This window comes from Streptomyces sp. NPDC001599, from assembly GCF_042893535.1.
Classification (GTDB): Bacteria; Actinomycetota; Actinomycetes; order Streptomycetales; family Streptomycetaceae; genus Streptomyces.
The window spans coordinates 45,891-62,726 of record NZ_JBIAVA010000021.1; the positions used below are offsets into that span (position 1 = coordinate 45,891).

A 16,836-nucleotide genomic window follows, 5' to 3' on the forward strand; every position below is an offset into this window, starting at 1 on the left:
CCCACCGGAAGGACCGCCATGATCTCCACCCTCCACTCCCGCCTGCACCGCGGGGCGGACGGTGCGCCCGCCCCGCGTCTCGCCTACGGCGCCGACTACAACCCCGAGCAGTGGCCCCGGGAGGTGTGGGAGGAGGACGTACGGCTGATGCGGGAGGCCGGGGTCAACATCGTGTCGCTCGGCATCTTCTCCTGGGCCCGCATCCAGCCGGGGCCGGACGCCTGGGACTTCGCCTGGCTCGACGAGGTGATGGACCTGCTGCACGAGCACGGCGTCGGCGTCGACCTGGCGACCGCCACCGCCTCCCCGCCCCCCTGGCTGACCACCGCGCACCCGGAGATCCTCCCGGTCACCGACCGGGGCGAGACGCTGTGGCCGGGAGCACGTCAGCACTGGCGCCCGACCTCGCCCGTCTTCCGCGAGCACGCCCTGCGCCTGGTCCGCAAGCTGGCCACCCGCTACGCCGACCACCCGGCGCTCGTCGCCTGGCACGTCAACAACGAGCTGGGCTGCCACAACGTCTACGACTACTCCGACGACGCCGCCCGCGCCTTCCGGGAGTGGCTGCGCGCGCGATACGGCACCACAGACGCCCTCAACCACGCCTGGGGCACGGCGTTCTGGTCGCAGCGCTACGGCGACTGGGCGGAGATCCTGCCGCCCCGGCTCGCCGCCTCGCACCCGAACCCGACCCAGCAGCTGGACTTCAAGCGCTTCTCCTCGGACGCGCTCAAGGACCACCTGCGCGCCGAGCGGGACCTGCTGCGGGAGCTGACCCCGGACGTCCCGGTCACCACCAACTTCATGGTGATGCCCGGCACCAAGGGCATGAACTACGCGGACTGGGCCGGCGAGGTCGACTTCGTCGCCAACGACCACTACGTCGTCCCGCACCCCCAGGCCCGCGACGAGCTGTCGTTCTCGGCGAACCTCACCAGCGGCATCGCGGACGGCCGCCCGTGGTTCCTGATGGAGCACTCCACCAGCGCGGTGAACTGGCAGCCCGTCAACCTGGCCAAACGGCCGGGCGAGATGGCCCGGGACTCGCTGACGCACGTGGCGCACGGCGCCGACGCGGTGTGCTTCTTCCAGTGGCGCCAGTCGGCGGCCGGCGCCGAGAAGTACCACTCGGCGATGGTCCCGCACGCCGGTGCGGACAGCGACCTGTTCCGCGCGGTGACCGCGCTCGGCGACACCCTGAAGACGCTCGCGCCGGTCGCCGGGAGCGAGCGGGAGCCCGCCGAGGTCGGCATCCTCTTCGACTGGGAGTCCCGGTGGGCCAGCGAGCAGGACTCGCACCCCACCTCGCTGCTCGACTACCACCAGGAGGCGCTCGACTGGTACTCGGCGCTGCTCTCCCTGGGCGTGCGCGCCGACGTCGTCACCACCGGCGCCGACCTGAGCCGCCACCGGGTGCTGATCGCGCCGGTGCTGCACCTGGTCCCGGCCGAGCTGGCCAAGGACCTCACGCGCTACGCCGAGCAGGGCGGGCACCTGGTCACCACGTACTTCTCGGGCATCGTGGACGAGAACGACCACGTCTGGCTGGGCGGCTACCCGGGCGCACTGCGTGACCTGCTCGGCATCCGCGTCGAGGAGTTCGGTCCGCTGCCCGCCGGGCAGAGCGTGGAGCTGGACGGCGCGGGCAGCGGGAGCCTGTGGACCGACCGGATCACCGTGACCGCGCCGGAGACCGAGGTACTGGCCCACTACCGCACCGGCACCCATGCGGGCCGCCCCGCCGTCACCCGGCGTCCGGCGGGCGGCGGCTCGGCCGCCTACGTCTCCACCCGGCTCGGCGCCGACGGGCTCGCCGCGCTGCTGCCGAGGCTGCTGGAGCCGGCCGGGGTGACCAGCGAGCTGCCCGCCTCGGTACGGGGGCGGGTCGAGGCAACCGTGCGCCGGGGCGCCGGGGGACGGTTCCTGTTCCTGGTCAACCGGACCGACGAGGCCGTGACCGTCGCCGGGCTCACCGGAGAGGTCCTGGTGGGCGACACCGGCGACGAGGGCGCCCTCGTCCTGGCGGGCCGGGGGGTCGCCGTCCTGCGCACGCCCACCGACTGATCCCCCACCCATGACTCCCCGGAGCGGCACGCACCCGCTCCGGGGCCGTCCCCTCCTGCCCCGGGCCGGGCGGAAGGGGCCACCGCAGCGACCACATCTTTCCGTTGGGAGCACACGATGGCACGCCGTACCCGCAGCAGACGCCTCCTCGGGGCAGCTGTTCTGACCTCCCTGGCCACCGGGGCCGCCCTGCTCGGCGTTCCCGCCGCCCAGGCCGAACCGGCCGCGGCCGCCGCCTCCGTCACGGTTCGGCCGGACCCCTCGTACCAGCAGGAGAAGTTCGAGGGCTGGGGCACCAGCCTGGTCTGGTTCGCCAACGCCACCGGCGACTACCCGCCCGAGATCCGCGAGAAGCTGGCCCGCCTGCTGTTCGGCGACGACGGCCTCGGGCTCAACATCGCCCGCTACAACATCGGCGGCGGCAACGCGCCGGACGTCAAGGACTACCTGCGGGCCGGCGGGGCGGTCGAGGGCTGGTGGCAGGCGCCCGCGGGCACCACGCGCGAGGACACCGACTGGTGGAGCGCCGACGACCCGGCCGACTGGAACGAGGACGCCGACGCCACCCAGCGCTGGTGGGTCGAGCGGATCAAGGACGACATCGACCACTGGGAGACGTTCAGCAACTCCCCGCCCTGGTTCATGACCGTCAGCGGTTACGTCTCCGGCGGCTTCGACTCCTCCGCCGACCAGCTGAAGCCCGAGTCGGTCGACGACTTCGCCGCCTACGTCGCGGGGGCGACCGGGCGGCTGGAGAAGGCCGAGGGCATCAAGGTCGACACCGTCGACCCGTTCAACGAGCCCAACACCCCGTACTGGGGTACACAGCTCGGCGCGGACGGCGAGCCCGTCGGCGGCCGGCAGGAAGGGGCCCACATGGGTCCCGAGCTCCAGCGCGAGGTGCTCCGAGCCCTCGCCCCGGCACTGAGGAAGGCGAAGGTCAAGGCGGACGTCTCGGCCATGGACGAGACCAACCCGGGCACCTTCGCCAAGAACTGGAACGCCTACTCCGCGGCCGACCGCGCGCTCGTCGGGCAGATGAACGTCCACACCTACGGCACCGGGCAACGCACCACCGTACGGGACCTCGCCAAGGCCGCGGACAAACCGCTGTGGATGAGCGAGGTGGGCGGCGACTGGGGCGACGGCCAGGACTTCGAGGACATGCGGCCCGGCCTCGGCCTCGCCCAGCAGATCGTCGACGACCTGCGGGAACTGGAGCCCCGCGCCTGGGTCTTCTGGCAGCCCGTCGAGGACTACGACAACATGAAGCCGGGCGGCGAGTCCGCGAAGGGCGGCAACTGGGGCAGCATCCAGCTCCCGTTCGACTGCACGGCCCAGGACACCCTGGAGACCTGCCCGATCCGGACCAACACCAAGTTCGACACCGCCCGCAACTTCACCCATTTCATCAAGCCCGGCGACCGGCTGATCCGGACGGACGACACCTCCAGCGCCGCCGCGGTCACCCGCGACGGCAAGGGCGCCTCGCTCGTCCACGTCAACCGCACCACCGAGGCCCGCACGGTCACGCTCGATCTGTCCAAGTTCCGCGACGTGAGCCGCCGCGCCACCGTGACCCCGGTGGTGACCAGCGCCGACGGCAAGCTGGAGAAGCAGTCCCCGATCAGGGTGAGCGACCGCACGGCCACCTTCACCGTGCCCGCCCAGTCCGTCACCTCCTTCGCGATCGAGGGCGTCTCGGGGGTCGCGAAGGACGCCGCCGAGCTGCGCAGGGGGCACACCTACACGCTGACCGGCGTGCAGAGCGGCAAGGCCGTCACCGTGGCCGCGGACGGCACGAACCTGGTCCTGGGCACCGGGGCCGACGCGAGCGCCCGGCAGTGGCGGCTGAGCGCGGTGCGCCACGACGGCGGCGTCCGCGACCGCTACGTCTTCACCCGGCCCGAGGACGGCACCCGCCTCGCCGTGCGCGACGACGTCCCGGTGGCCGAGCCCGACACGGGCAGGCCGGACCGGGCCGCCGAGTGGCTCGCCTCGAGCACCGGTGACGGCACCTGGACCCTGGTCAACGCGGCCACCGGGCGCCTGCTCGAAGTGGGCGGCCAGGCGACCCACGACGGTGCGGCCGTCACGACCTGGCCGCCCAACTCCGGTGCCAACCAGCGCTGGACGCTGACCGACGTGTCCGCAGGCTGAACCTCCCCCGGTTGCCGGCGGTCCCGTCCGCACGCTCACCGACGCTGCGGACGGGGCCGCCGGCCCACCCCGTACGGATGCGAGGAGACCGCATGACCACCGACCCACGGGAGCGCGAGGTCCGCCGCAGGATGGCGGCCCGCGAGCTGTACTCGGACGGCGCCCCGGGTCTTCAGGCCCTGGCGGAGGAGCGGCTGCGCGGCAAGGAGCTGGCCGACGCCTACAACCGGACCGGCGCGCGGGACGAGGAGGGCCGCCGGGCACTCCTGAAGGAGCTGCTCGCCTCGCTCGGCACGGGGGTGTGGATCGAGCCGCCGCTGCACGTGGCCTACGGCAGCCGGGTGCACCTGGGCGACGACGTGTACGCCAACTTCGGCCTCACCCTCGTCGACGACGTCGAGGTCTTCGTCGGCGACCGGGTGATGTTCGCCCCGCACGTGACCGTCAGCACCACCGGGCACCCCGTCCACCCGGACCTGCGCAGGGACGGCACCCAGTTCTCGGCGCCGGTGCGCATCGAGGACGACGTGTGGATCGGGGCCGGCGCGCTGATCATGCCGGGGGTGACCGTCGGCCGGGGATCGGTGGTCGGCGCGGGCAGTGTGGTGACGGCACACGTGCCGCCGATGACGGTCGTCGCCGGTACTCCGGCGCGGGTGCTGCGCGAGATCACCGACGCCGACCGCGAGTGGAGCTACCGTCCGCCCCGCACCCTGGACCCGGGTGGGGACGGGCGACCGGCGTGATCGGCAACTTCCGGCGTCCGTCCGGCACATGGCACGGCTTTGCCGCAGTACGATGATCCAGAACTGCGGCGGAGCGTCACCCTCCCGGACCACGGAGCCTGCCATGACCACGGACCACACCCAGCCTCCCCACATCGACACCGGCCGGGCCCACCCCGCGCGGGTCTACGACTGGCTGCTGGGCGGCAAGGACAACTACCCGGTCGACGAGGCGGTGGGCGAGACCCTGCCGCCCGAGGCACGGGACGCCGCGCGGCAGAACCGTGCGTTCATGAACCGCGCGGTGGCACACCTCGCCGCGCAGGGCGTGGACCAGTTCCTGGACATCGGCACGGGCATCCCGACCGAGCCGAACCTGCACCAGATCGTCCAGCGGACAGTGCCGACGGCCCGGGTCGTCTACGCCGACAACGACCCGATCGTGCTGCGGCACGCGGAGGCCCTGCTGGTCAGCAGCCCCGAGGGGGCCACGGACTACATCCAGGCCGATGTCCGCGAGCCCGAGGAGATCGTGCGGCACGCCCGCGGGATCCTGGACTTCGACCGGCCGATCGCACTGTCGCTGATCGCCCTGATGCACTTCGTCCCCGACGACCAGGACGCCCACGGAATCGTCCGGGGGCTGGTGGAGACCCTCCCGTCCGGCAGCCACCTGGTCCTGTCGCACGCCGCGCTCGACCTCTTCCCCGAGCTGGCGGAGCAGGTGATCGCCCAGTACGCCAAGGGCGGCATCCGTCTCGGCTTCCGCACCCGGGCGGAGGTCGCCCGCTTCTTCGACGGTCTGGAACTGGTGCCGCCCGGCCTGGTCACGGCCACCGAGTGGTACGGCGAGGGCCTGGAGCCGCCCGCGCCCGAGGAGAGCGGTATCTACGCGGGCGTGGCGCGCATCCCCTGACGGGTGACGAGGGCGCGGGGCGGCTCAGCGGCGGCGCCCGCGCGGCGCCCAGCCGCTGCCGATCCCGGCGACGTGCAGGGCCAGCAGGGCGAGTCCGACGAGCATGACGTTGGTGGCGGTGAAGACGTCGTTGGTCGAGACCTCCGCCGCGTTGATCAGCCAGGCGATGAGGAACAGAACCGCCGCGATGATGGCGAGCACGGTGTACACCCCTTCGGATCGGCGGCACCGGAGCGGTGCCGTGTCTCGCGTATGCCCCCGACGGGCCGCGTGACACGACGGAGGCACCGCACGCTTCGTACAGTGGAGGACCGGACCGCGGCGAAATGGCGCGGTTTCTCCCGCACCACGCCCCGGAGCCCTCATGCACGACCCGTCCACCGCGCCGGACGACGGCTTTGGCACGCTGTTCGGCCTGGACGCCCTGACGCCCGGTCCGCCGCCCGCCGCCGGACCGCTCTTCCGGGACTCCGCGGCCGCCCGCAGGCTGCTGCCGGTGCGGGAGATCCACGCCGAGCCGGCGGCGGCCGCCTCCCCGCGCGGCCGGCAGATCCTCGCCCGGTTCCCGGACGCCCGGGTGGTCGAGGTGGACTCCCACTGGAACATTCCGGGGCTGCACGGCAACGAGGGCAACGTCGAGCGCTGGGTGCGCGTGAAGGGCGAGACGCTCGTCCTGGGCGAGCGGAAGACTCCGGTCACCCGCCCCAACGGGCGTTCCGCGGACTGGATCGCGCCGGGCGCCTCCAACGGCTGCGCCATGGCCTGCGCCTACTGCTACGTGCCGCGCCGCAAGGGGTACGCCAACCCCGTCACCGTCTTCACCAACATCGACCGGATCGTCGCCCATCTCGGCCGGCACATCGCCCGGCAGGGGCCCAAGCGCGAACCGAACCAGTGCGACCCCGAGGCGTGGGTCTACGACATTGGTGAGAACGGCGACTGCTCGGTGGACGCCCTGATCTGCGACAACACCGCGGACCTGGTGCACGCCTTCCGGCAGTGGCCGACGGCCAAGGCCTCCTTCGCGACGAAGTTCGTCAATCCCGACCTGCTCGCCCTGGACCCGCGCGGCCGGACCCGGGTCCGCTTCTCCCTGATGCCGCCGGACGACTCCCGGCTGCTGGACGTGCGCACCTCGCCCGTCGCCGAGCGCATCGCCGCGGCCGGCGACTTCCTGGAGGCCGGTTACGAGGTGCACTTCAACCTCTCCCCCGTCGCGCTGCGGCCGGGCTGGGAGGAGGCCTGGGCCGAGTTGCTGCGGCAGCTCGACGACGTTCTGCCCGACCGGGTCAAGCGGCAGGCCGCCGCCGAGGTGATCATGCTGACGCACAACCGGGGGCTGCACGAGGTCAACCTGGGCTGGCACCCCCGCGCCGAGGAGGTGCTGTGGCGGCCGGAGATCCAGCAGGCCAAGCGCTCGGAGAACGGTGCGCTCAACGTGCGCTACCGGACGGACGTCAAGGCCGACGCGGTGGCCCGGCTCCGGGCGCTGGTCGCCGCCCACGCGCCCTGGCTGCGGATCCGCTACGCCTTCTGAGAGCGCCCCCGATAATGTTGCGTGTGCAACAACTGCCGGAGGCAACGCTTCCGGCACTTCCGCGAGCGCACTTGGGAGCCGGCCTTGCCGCACACGATCGACACGACCGGAGACCGACCGGCCACCGCCACCGCCACCGCCACCGAAGAGGGCTGGGTCGAGCTCGGCTCGCGCGCGCAACTGCGTGAGCTGCTGGGCGAACCCTGGCCCATCGTCATCGACAAGGTGCACGACCGGCTCACGGACGACGACCGGGACATCCTGGCCCGCTCCCCCTTCTGCCTCCTGGCGACCTCCGACGCGGGCGGCAACTGCGACGTGTCGCCGCGCGGCGACGCCCCCGGCTTCACCCACGTCCTCGACTCCCGCACCCTCGCCCTGCCGGACCGGGCGGGCAACCGACGCGGGGACAGCTTCCACAACGTCCTCGACAATCCGCACGCCGGCCTGCTCTACCTGATCCCCGGCGGCAAGGAGGTGCTCCGGGTCAACGGCCGGGCCCGCATCCTCACCGACGCGCCCTTCTTCGACGCGATGGCGCGCGACGGACGGCGTCCGGACCTCGCCCTGCTCCTGGAGATCGACGAGATCTATCTCCACTGCCCGATGTCCCTGAACCGGGCGGGACTGTGGAAATCCGGTTCCTCGCAAGCGAGTTGATCCCTTCGCTCCACCCCTGGAGCGACGGACGGGACAGCGCCCGCCGAGCCCGTGTGACCCCCGCCTCTACCAGCGCTTTTTAGGTTAGGCTAACCTTCACTGCGTGAGATCAGGTGAAGACGCAGCCGGCACCCCGCGCCTGCGCGGACACGAGCTGTCGGCCACGGGCGTGACCGTCGCGTACGACGGTGTCGATGTCGTGCACGACGCGGGGGTCGGGCTCAGGCCCGGCGAAGTGACCGTCCTGGTGGGGCCGAACGGCAGCGGGAAGTCGACGCTGCTGCGGACCGTCGCCCGGCTCCAGCGGGCCCGCAGCGCCACGCTCAGCCTGGACGGCGCCACCGACGGGCTGGCGCTGACGTCCCGTGAGTTCTCGCGGTACGTCGCCCTGCTGACGCAGGGGCGTCCGACGCCCGGCGGGCTGACCGTGCGGGACGTCGTCGAGTTCGGCCGCTACCCGTACCGGGGCCGCTGGGGGCGGCCCGATCCGGACGGCCCGGCCGCCGTCGACCGGGCGCTCGCGCTCACCGGCGTCGACGGCCTCGCCGACCGCGGCGCGGACCACCTCTCCGGCGGGCAGTTGCAGCGGGTGTGGCTCGCGAGCTGTCTCGCCCAGGAGACCGGCGTACTGCTCCTGGACGAACCCACGACCTACCTGGACCTGCGCTACCAGGTCGAACTCCTCGATCTCATCCGCGACCTGGCGGACGACCACGGCATCGCCGTCGGTGTCGTCCTGCACGACCTCGACCAGGCGGCGGCCGTCGCCGACCGGATCACGCTTCTCGAAGCGGGCCGGATCGTCGCCGACGGCCCGCCCGAGGACGTGCTGACGCCGGAGCGGCTCACCGCCGTCTACGGCATCCGGATCGACGTCGACACCGACCCCCTGACCGGCCGGCTGCGCACCCGCCCGATCGGCCGCCACCACATACGCACCCCCCGCACACGTACTCCCGAAAGGCTCGGCACCACCTCATGAGACGCCTCCTGCTCACCGCGGCCGCCACCACCGCCGCGGCGCTCGCCCTGGCCGCCTGCGGCACCACCGAACCCGCCGCCGACAAGTCGGAGAAGAAGGCCTCCGAGGCGATCACGCTCAAGGACGGCAAGGGCACCGAGGTGAAGCTCGACGGGCCGGCCACCAAGGTGGTCGCCACCGAGTGGAACGTCGTCGAGAGCCTCGTCTCGCTCGGGGTGGACCCGGTCGGCGTCGCGGACGTCAAGGGCTACAAGACCTGGGACAGCGCCGTTCCGCTCAAGAACGAGCCCAAGGACATCGGCACCCGCGGCGAGCCGAGCATGGACACCGTCGCCTCCCTCGCCCCGGACCTCATCGTCGCCACCACGGACCTCACCCCGGCCGCCGTGAAGCAGCTGCGCGAGGTCGCGCCGGTGATCGAGGTGAAGTCCGCCGACGGCACCGGTCAGATCGACCAGATGCTGGAGAACGTCGACCTCATCGCCAAGGCCACCGGCACCTCGGACAAGGCCGCGACCATCCGCGCGGACTTCGAGGCCAAGGTCGCCGAGGGCAAGAAGGCCCTGACCGACGCCGGGATGGCCGGCAAGGACATCGCCTTCGCGGACGGCTACGTCGCCTCCAACCAGGTCTCGATCCGCCCCTACACCGCGACCTCGCTCATCGGTGAGGTCAACGAGGCCGTCGGTCTCAAGAACGCCTGGACGGTGAAGGGCGACGAGGCCTACGGTCTCGGCGCCACCGACGTCGAGGGCCTGACCAAGCTCCCCAAGGACACCCGGTTCGCCTACATCGGCAACGACGACGACCCGAGCGCCACCCCCTTCACCGGTGAGCTGGCCGAGAACCCCGTGTGGAAGTCCCTGCCGTTCGTGAAGGCCGGGGACGTGCACCGCCTCGACGACGGCATCTGGATGTTCGGCGGTCCCGGGTCGATGGAGGCGTACATCGACGCCGTCGTCGGCGCGCTGACGAAGTAGCGGGGCCATGGCCGTCACCACGACCGAACCCGCCACCGGGCCCACCGCGGCCCGTCCGTCGACGGTCCCGTCGTCCCGGTCGGGCGCGGCCGCGGTGACGGCCGGAATCGTCCTGCTGGTCGCCGTCCTCGCGGTCGTCGACATCACCCAGGGCACCGCCGCCGTCGGCCCTTCCGAGGTATTCAAGGCACTCACCGGCCGGGCGGACCCCGACGACGCGTCCGTCGTCGTCGCCTCCCGGCTGCCCCGGATGACCGCGGGGCTCCTGGTCGGCGCCGTCCTGGGCATGGCGGGTGCCGTGCTCCAGGCGGTCAGCCGCAACGTACTGGCCTCGCCCGACACCCTCGCGGTGAACGCGGGTTCCTATCTGGCGCTCGGGCTGGCCGGCGCCACCGGCGTCTCGCTGCCGATGCTCGCCTCGTCCGGCATCGCCTTCGTGGGCGGCCTGGCGGCGGCGGCCGTCGTGCTCGGACTGTCCGGCCTCGGCACGGGCACCGTCCGGCTGGTGCTGGCCGGCACCGCGCTGATGCTGGGTCTGCACTCCATGACGCAGGCACTCCTGCTGCTCTTCCCGGAGCAGACGAAGGGCCTGTACGAGTGGAACCAGGGCAGCATCGCCCAGAACGGCTTCGACGGCGTCCTGCAGATGCTGCCGATCGCCCTGATCGGGCTCGTGGGCCTGATGCTGACGGCCCGCCGGGTGGACGCGCTGGCCCTCGGCGACGACGCGGCACGCGGTCTCGGCGTCCCGGTGCGGGCGACCCGGGTCACGGCCGTCGTGCTCGCGGCGCTGCTCTCCGCCGCCGCGGTCACGCTTGCCGGTCCGATCGGCTTCGTCGGCCTGTGCGCGCCCGCCCTGGTGCGCCCGCTCGCCCGCCGCTTCCGCGGCTTCGCCCGCTCCCGTACGGCCATGCCCGCGGCGGCGCTCACCGGCGCGGCCCTGGTGCTGGGTTCGGACGTGCTGCTGCGGGCGCTGATCGCGGACGACCGCGCGGTGTCCGTGCCCACGGGCGTCGTCACCAGCCTGGTCGGCGCCGTGTTCCTGGTCGCCATGGCGCTGCGGGTGCGGGACACCGCCGGTGCCGGGGCACCGGACCGGCTGCGGATCCCGAGCCGGGCGGTGTTCCTGGCCACGGTCGCCGTCCTGGTCGTGGTCCTGGTCGGGCTCGTGATCGCCGCCGTGCTGGTGGGCGACAGCAAGCTGCTCCTCGGCGACGTCGTCAACTGGGCCCAGGGCCGGGCCGGCCGGACCGTCTCCTTCGTGCTGGACACGCGGGTGCCGCGGGTGCTCGCCGCGCTGGGCGCGGGCGCGGCGCTCGCGCTGGCCGGCACGCTCGTGCAGGCCGTCACCCGCAACCCGCTCGCCGAACCGAACGTCCTCGGCGTGACCGGCGGCGGCGCGCTGGGTGCGGTGATCCTGGTGACCACCGTGCCGGCCGCCGGGACGTGGGGCGTGGCGGGAGCCGCGTTCGCGGGGTCCGCGGTCACCGCCGTCCTCGTCTTCGGGCTCGCCGCGCGGGGCGGTTTCCGGCAGAACCGGCTGGTCCTCGTCGGCATCGGCGTGGCCTCCGGGACGGCGGCGCTGATCAGCCTGCTGATCGTGCTCACCGACCCGTTCAACGCCAACAAGGCGCTGACCTGGCTGTCGGGTTCGACCTACGGGCGGACCATGCCGGACGTCCTGCCGGTCGCGCTGGCGCTGCTGGTCGGCATAGGTGTCGCGGTCGCCCGGCGCACCGAGCTGGACCTGATCTCCCTGGACGAGGACACGCCGCGGCTGCTCGGCCTGCGGCTGGCGCCCGGGCGCCTCGGCTTCCTGGTGCTGAGCGTCGTCCTCAGCGCGACCGCGGTGGCCTGCGCGGGCACCATCGGGTTCGTCGGGCTGGTGGCGCCGCACGCGGCCCGTGCCCTGGTGGGCCGTCGGCACGTGCGGGTCGTGCCGGTCGCGATCCTCCTCGGCGCCACCCTCGTCTGCGCCGCCGATCTCCTCGGCCGGACGGTCATCGCCCCGGCCCAGCTCGGCGCCGGGCTCATGACGGCGGTGATCGGGACGCCGTACTTCCTTTACCTGCTGGTACGGAGCCGTCGCTAGGCGGTCCCGGGACGGAAAACCGGGTGCCCGCAAAGCGGTGCCCCCGTACGGTGCCGCCATGGACCGGCGCGGCACGGACGGGGGCCACGAGGGCCTGCTGAACGTCATCGATCTCGAGGCCACCTGCTGGGACGGGCAGCCGCCGCCCGGCGCGGTGAGCGAGGTCATCGAGATCGGGCTCGCCGTGGTCGACCTCGGCGCCCGGGAGCGGGTGGCCCGGCACCGGATCCTGGTGCGGCCGGCCCGCTCCCGGGTGAGCGCGTTCTGCACGGAGCTGACCGGTATCACCCAGGCCGAGGCCGATCGGGGCGTGAGTCTCGCCCGGGCCTGCGACACGCTGGTGCGTGAACACGGCGCGGGCGTGCGGCCCTGGGCGAGCTGGGGCGACTACGACCGCAAGCAGTTCGTCCGCCAGTGCGCGGCGGACGGGGTCCCTTACCCCTTCGGCCTCCCGGCCGAGCGCGCGCACACCAACGCCAAGGCGGTCTTCACCGGCGCCCACGGGCTGCGCAGGCGCCCCGGCATGGCGCGGGCGCTGGAGATCGCGGGGCTGCCGCTCGAGGGACGGCACCACCGGGGCGTGGACGACGCCTGGAACATCGCGGCGCTGGTGCTCCGGCTGGCCGCCCAGGGCGCCTGGCCCGGCTCTTGTTAGACGCGACGTCAAGTTACTGAACCGTAACCAGTCAGGTGCTACCCCTGGTAACCCCTGTCCGGTTACGGTCCCGTAACCCCACAGGAGCAGCGCGACCACGGACCTGACCCCACGGGACCGCGGACGACCGGATCCGGCCCTTCCCCAGGAGGTTCGCCATGCCCCCACGTCCCCGCATGCTCGCCGCGGCGATCACCGCCGCGCTCGCCCTCGGCGCCCAGGCCGTCCCCGCCGCCGCGGCCGACGGCCCGGCCGGCGACTCGACGACCACGACGTCCCGCGGCGTCGAGATCCCCGCCTTCTACACCCCGCCGTCCGAACTCCCCGGCGCCGACGGCACGCTGATCCGCAGCGAGCCGCTCCCGCTGGCGCTCAGCCTGCCGGGCATCGACGGCCCCCTCCCCGGCCGGGCGACCCGGCTGATGTACAAGTCCACCGACGCGAACGGCGAAGCCGTCGCCGTGACCGGCGCCTACATCGAACCGGCCGCGAAGTGGCGCGGCGACGGGCCCCGCCCCCTGGTCGCCGTCGCGCCCGGCACCATGGGACAGGGCGACCAGTGCGCCGCCTCGATGGCCCTGGAGCACCCGCTGCGGCTCAACGGCCAGACCGTCTCGGTCGGTTACGAGGACCTGTCGGTCTACCGGCTGCTGCTGCGCGGCGTCGCCGTCGTGGTCACCGACTACGTCGGCCTCGGCACCACCGACCGGCTGCACACCTACGTCAACCGCGTCGACGGGGCCCACGCCGTACTGGACGCCGTACGCGCCGCACGCTCCCTCGACTCGGCGTCCGTCACCTCGGGCTCCCGGGTGGGTCTGTTCGGGTACAGCCAGGGCGGCGGCGCCACGGCGGCGGCGGCAGAGCTCCAGCCCTCCTACGCCCCGGACGTCCGGCTGGCCGGCACCTACGCCGGCGCCCCGCCCGCCGACCTCACCGAGGTGACGAAGGCGATCGACGGCAGCGACCTCGCGGGCGCCCTGGGCTGGTCGCTCAACGGCTTCCTGCAGACCGAGCCCGCCCTGCGGCCCATCGCCGACCGGTACATCAACGGGGCGGGGCAGGAGGCGCTGAAGGACCTGTCGACGATGTGCGTGGGCGACGCGCTCTTCGGCTACGGCGGCGACAGCAGCACGGACTGGACGAAGACCGGTCAGTCCATCAGCGACGTCATCCGCGCCGAACCCGCGTTGCAGAGCTTCCTCGCCGAGCAGCGCATCGGCTCGACCGCACCGGGCAGCCCGGTCCGCGTGGCCACGGGCGTCAGCGACGACCTGGTCCCCCACGGCCAGGCCCGCCGGCTGGCGGTCGACTGGTGCGGAAAGGGCGGCAAGGTGACCTACGTGCCCGTGCTGCTCCCGGGGGTGGGCAGCGGCCTGCTCAACCACTTCGCCCCGTTGCTCGCCGACCAGGGCAACGCCATCGCCTGGCTCACCGACCGGCTCTCCGGCGAGCCCGCCGGCTCCAACTGCTGGAGCATGCCCGTACAGCCCTGAGCCCCGCCCCCGGCATGCGCCGACCCCGCATTCCGGCACAGAATTCGCTCAGGCGAATCGTGGCGGAGCGACGGAGAGGCGACGGCGTGGTGGAGGCGAAGCCCGACGGCGGGACCGGCCCCCCGGGCGGGGCGAAGGTGCCGAGCTCGATCGCGCACCTGCCGCGGCAGGTGCGCGAGGAGCTGACCCGCCGGCTCCGCCGCACCAGGCGGGCCTTTCGCGAGGAGGACGTCCAGGTCGTCGAGAAGCCCCTGCTCAAGCGCGCGGTCGGGGCCTCGGCGCTCGGCAACTGCATGGAGTGGTTCGACTTCGGCGTCTACAGCTATCTGGCCGCCACCATCGGGAAGGTGTTCTTCCCCGGCGCCTCCCCGGCCGCCCAGGTCATCTCCTCCTTCGCCACCTTCGCCGCGGCCTTCGTCGTGCGCCCGCTCGGCGGCCTGGTCTTCGGCCCGCTGGGGGACCGCGTCGGGCGGCAGAAGGTGCTCGCCACCACCATGATCATGATGGCTCTCGGCACCTTCTCCATCGGCCTCATCCCCAGCTACGCCACCATCGGCGTCGCCGCCCCGATCCTGCTGCTGCTCGCCCGGATGGTCCAGGGCTTCTCCACGGGCGGCGAGTACGGCGGCGCCACCACCTTCGTCGCCGAGTACTCACCCGACCGGCGGCGCGGCTTCCTCTCCAGCTGGCTCGACTTCGGCACCTTCGTCGGCTACGCCGCAGGTTCGGCGCTGGTCACCGTCCTGAACCTGGCGCTGACCGACGCCCAGATGCTGCACTGGGGCTGGCGGCTGCCGTTCCTGATCGCCGGGCCGCTCGGTGTCATCGGCCTGTACATGCGGCTCAAGCTGGAGGAGTCGCCCGCCTTCCAGCAGCAGCTCGACGCGCACGAGAAGGGCCTCGCACAGGAGTCGGCGGGCAGCGAGTTCAAGACCATCGTGCGCGAGCACTGGCGGCCGCTGCTGGTGTGCATGGGCCTGGTGCTGCTCTACAACGTCACCAACTACATGGTGACGGGGTACCTGCCGACGTACCAGACGGAGACCCTGGACCGCTCCAGCGGCTTCGCGGACGTGCTGGTGCTGATCGGCATGGTGTGGATCGTGCTGCTGATCACCTTCCTGGGCCGGCTCAGCGACCACGTCGGCCGCCGCCCGCTGTACGCCACCGGCGCGGCGGCGATGATCGTCCTCGCCGTCCCGGCCTTCCTGCTGCTGAAGGCGGACGGTGTCTGGGCGCCGGTCGCCGGGGTCCTGCTGCTGTCCACGCTGCTGGCCTGCTTCGCCGCGCCGAGCGCCGCCACCCTGCCGGCGCTGTTCCCGACCGCCGTGCGCTACGCCGCCATGGCCATCGGCTTCAACTTCGCCGTCGCGGCCTTCGGCGGCACCACACCGCTGGTCGCCGAGGCGCTGGTGAGCATCACCGGCGACGAACTGATGCCCGCCTACTACCTGATGGTCGCGGGCGCCGTCGGCCTGGCGACCGTGAAGTTCCTGCCCGAGAGCGCCCAGGTGCCGCTGCACGGTTCGCAGCCCATGGTCGGCTCCCGGCAGGAACAGCGCGAACTCATCACGACCTCGAAGGACCTCTACAGCTTCTCCAAGGACCGCTCGGGCGCCGTCTGACGCTCCGCCGCGGGCCGTCGTCCGCGCGCCGACGGGAGTGCCGCGCCCGACCCCACGGCTACCCCGGCGAAGACCAGGGCGCTGCCCACGGCCTGGGCGGCGCCGTAGGAGCCGGTGCCGACCAGCGGTGCCGTGCACGCGGCGGCGACCGGGATCAGTCCGGAGAACAGGGTGGCGCGCTCGGCGCCGATCCGCTGCATGCCCATGTACCAGCACACGAACCCGACGACGGTGACCACCACCGCCTGCCACAGCAGCGCGCCCGCCTCCACCGCGTCCGGCCGGCGCAGCCACCCGCTCCCGTCGGCCAGGACACCGGCCAGCGCCGACTCGGCCGCCGCGACGCCGCACACCACGGTGGACAGCAGCCGCGGGCCCAGCGGCCGCAGGACGGGCACGGCCAGCACCGCGAAGCCGACCTCGCCGACCAGGGCGCACACGGAGAAGGCGATGCCCGCGCCGTCGGTGCGCCCCCAGCCCTGGACCGTGAAGGCGCCCACGGCGACGAACAACGCCCCGTACAGGACGATCCGTTGCGGACGGCGCCCCTCCAGGAGGGGGACCAGGACGGCGACGACCACGGGTGCGCAGCCCACGAAGACGCCGGGTACCGCCGGCTCCGCCGTGCGTTCCGCGGCGAGGACCGCCAGGTTGAAGCCGACCATGCCCACGGCCGCGAGCAGCGCAAGGCGCAGCCACCGGGCGGCGCCGAGCGCGCGCAGCCGGGCCGCCGCGCCGGGCCCGGCCAGCGGGACGAGCAGCAGGAAGGCCAGGCCGTAGCGCAGGAACTGGCCGCCGGCGTACGGGTAGTCGCCGAGCAGGCTGTTCGCGGTGAAGGAGCCTCCGACGAGGACACAGGCGAGCGCGGCGAGCAGGGACCCGCGCGTGGTGGTGGCGTTCATGGCCACGACGCTAGAGAGCGCGGCGGCCCGTCACGGGGTCCA

Annotated in this window: 14 protein-coding genes; 12 read left to right on the forward strand and 2 right to left on the reverse strand. The window is 73.1% G+C overall.

Translation table 11 applies throughout. From position 1 onward, the window contains the following. The first annotated feature begins 18 nt into the window (after window positions 1-18). The 4 genes from ACFYZ3_RS34595 to ACFYZ3_RS34610 all read left to right on the forward strand — a co-directional run bounded on the left by ACFYZ3_RS34595 (window position 19) and on the right by ACFYZ3_RS34610 (window position 5,865). A complete protein-coding gene (locus tag ACFYZ3_RS34595) occupies window positions 19-2,064 on the forward strand; it encodes a beta-galactosidase (protein WP_388526261.1) in 2,046 nt (681 codons plus the stop codon). Window positions 2,065-2,181: 117 nt separating this feature from the next. Continuing rightward, entirely contained in the window at window positions 2,182-4,224 is a 2,043-nt protein-coding gene (locus tag ACFYZ3_RS34600; RefSeq protein WP_388526264.1) for an RICIN domain-containing protein, read from the forward strand. A 92-nt stretch (window positions 4,225-4,316) separates the two neighbouring features. Continuing rightward, window positions 4,317-4,970: a sugar O-acetyltransferase gene (locus ACFYZ3_RS34605; protein ID WP_388526267.1), complete on the forward strand. Its 654-nt coding sequence runs from the start codon at window positions 4,317-4,319 to the stop codon at window positions 4,968-4,970. Between the two features lie 103 nt (window positions 4,971-5,073). Beyond that, entirely contained in the window at window positions 5,074-5,865 is a 792-nt protein-coding gene (locus ACFYZ3_RS34610; protein ID WP_388526270.1) for an SAM-dependent methyltransferase, read from the forward strand. Window positions 5,866-5,889: 24 nt separating this feature from the next. Here the strand turns inward: ACFYZ3_RS34610 and ACFYZ3_RS34615 are convergent, their stop codons facing one another. Next, a complete protein-coding gene (locus ACFYZ3_RS34615) occupies window positions 5,890-6,066 on the reverse strand; it encodes a hypothetical protein (RefSeq protein WP_361008752.1) in 177 nt (58 codons plus the stop codon). Between the two features lie 163 nt (window positions 6,067-6,229). Here ACFYZ3_RS34615 and ACFYZ3_RS34620 point away from each other — a divergent pair, with 163 nt between their 5' ends. From ACFYZ3_RS34620 to ACFYZ3_RS34655, 8 genes are all read left to right on the forward strand, one after another. After that, on the forward strand, window positions 6,230-7,402 hold the full coding sequence (locus ACFYZ3_RS34620) for a spore photoproduct lyase family protein (RefSeq protein WP_388526273.1): 1,173 nt from the start codon (window positions 6,230-6,232) through the stop codon (window positions 7,400-7,402). 84 nt (window positions 7,403-7,486) lie between these two features. Then, window positions 7,487-8,062: an MSMEG_1061 family FMN-dependent PPOX-type flavoprotein gene (locus ACFYZ3_RS34625; RefSeq protein ID WP_388526276.1), complete on the forward strand. Its 576-nt coding sequence runs from the start codon at window positions 7,487-7,489 to the stop codon at window positions 8,060-8,062. A gap of 103 nt (window positions 8,063-8,165) precedes the next feature. After that, window positions 8,166-9,044, forward strand: coding sequence for a siderophore ABC transporter ATP-binding protein CdtA (gene cdtA, locus ACFYZ3_RS34630; RefSeq protein ID WP_388526279.1), 879 nt, complete (start codon window positions 8,166-8,168; stop codon window positions 9,042-9,044). Next, entirely contained in the window at window positions 9,041-10,024 is a 984-nt protein-coding gene (cdtB, locus tag ACFYZ3_RS34635) for a siderophore ABC transporter substrate-binding protein CdtB (protein ID WP_388526282.1), read from the forward strand. Before cdtA ends, cdtB begins: the two co-directional genes overlap by 4 nt. A 7-nt stretch (window positions 10,025-10,031) precedes the next feature. Further along, window positions 10,032-12,116 (forward strand): siderophore ABC transporter permease CdtC, encoded by a 2,085-nt coding sequence (gene cdtC / locus ACFYZ3_RS34640; protein WP_388526285.1) that lies wholly within the window; start codon window positions 10,032-10,034, stop codon window positions 12,114-12,116. Between the two features lie 58 nt (window positions 12,117-12,174). Then, a complete protein-coding gene (locus tag ACFYZ3_RS34645) occupies window positions 12,175-12,771 on the forward strand; it encodes an exonuclease domain-containing protein (protein ID WP_388526288.1) in 597 nt (198 codons plus the stop codon). A gap of 158 nt (window positions 12,772-12,929) precedes the next feature. After that, window positions 12,930-14,267 carry a lipase family protein gene (locus tag ACFYZ3_RS34650; protein ID WP_388526291.1) on the forward strand — a complete coding sequence of 446 codons (1,338 nt, stop codon included), beginning with the start codon at window positions 12,930-12,932 and terminating at the stop codon, window positions 14,265-14,267. A gap of 86 nt (window positions 14,268-14,353) precedes the next feature. Continuing rightward, window positions 14,354-15,892, forward strand: coding sequence for an MFS transporter (locus ACFYZ3_RS34655; RefSeq protein WP_388526294.1), 1,539 nt, complete (start codon window positions 14,354-14,356; stop codon window positions 15,890-15,892). Here the strand turns inward: ACFYZ3_RS34655 and ACFYZ3_RS34660 are convergent. Further along, window positions 15,856-16,794 carry a DMT family transporter gene (locus ACFYZ3_RS34660; RefSeq protein ID WP_388526297.1) on the reverse strand — a complete coding sequence of 313 codons (939 nt, stop codon included), beginning with the start codon at window positions 16,792-16,794 and terminating at the stop codon, window positions 15,856-15,858. The two genes, ACFYZ3_RS34655 and ACFYZ3_RS34660, sit on opposite strands and share 37 nt — an antisense overlap. Window positions 16,795-16,836: the final 42 nt, after the last annotated feature.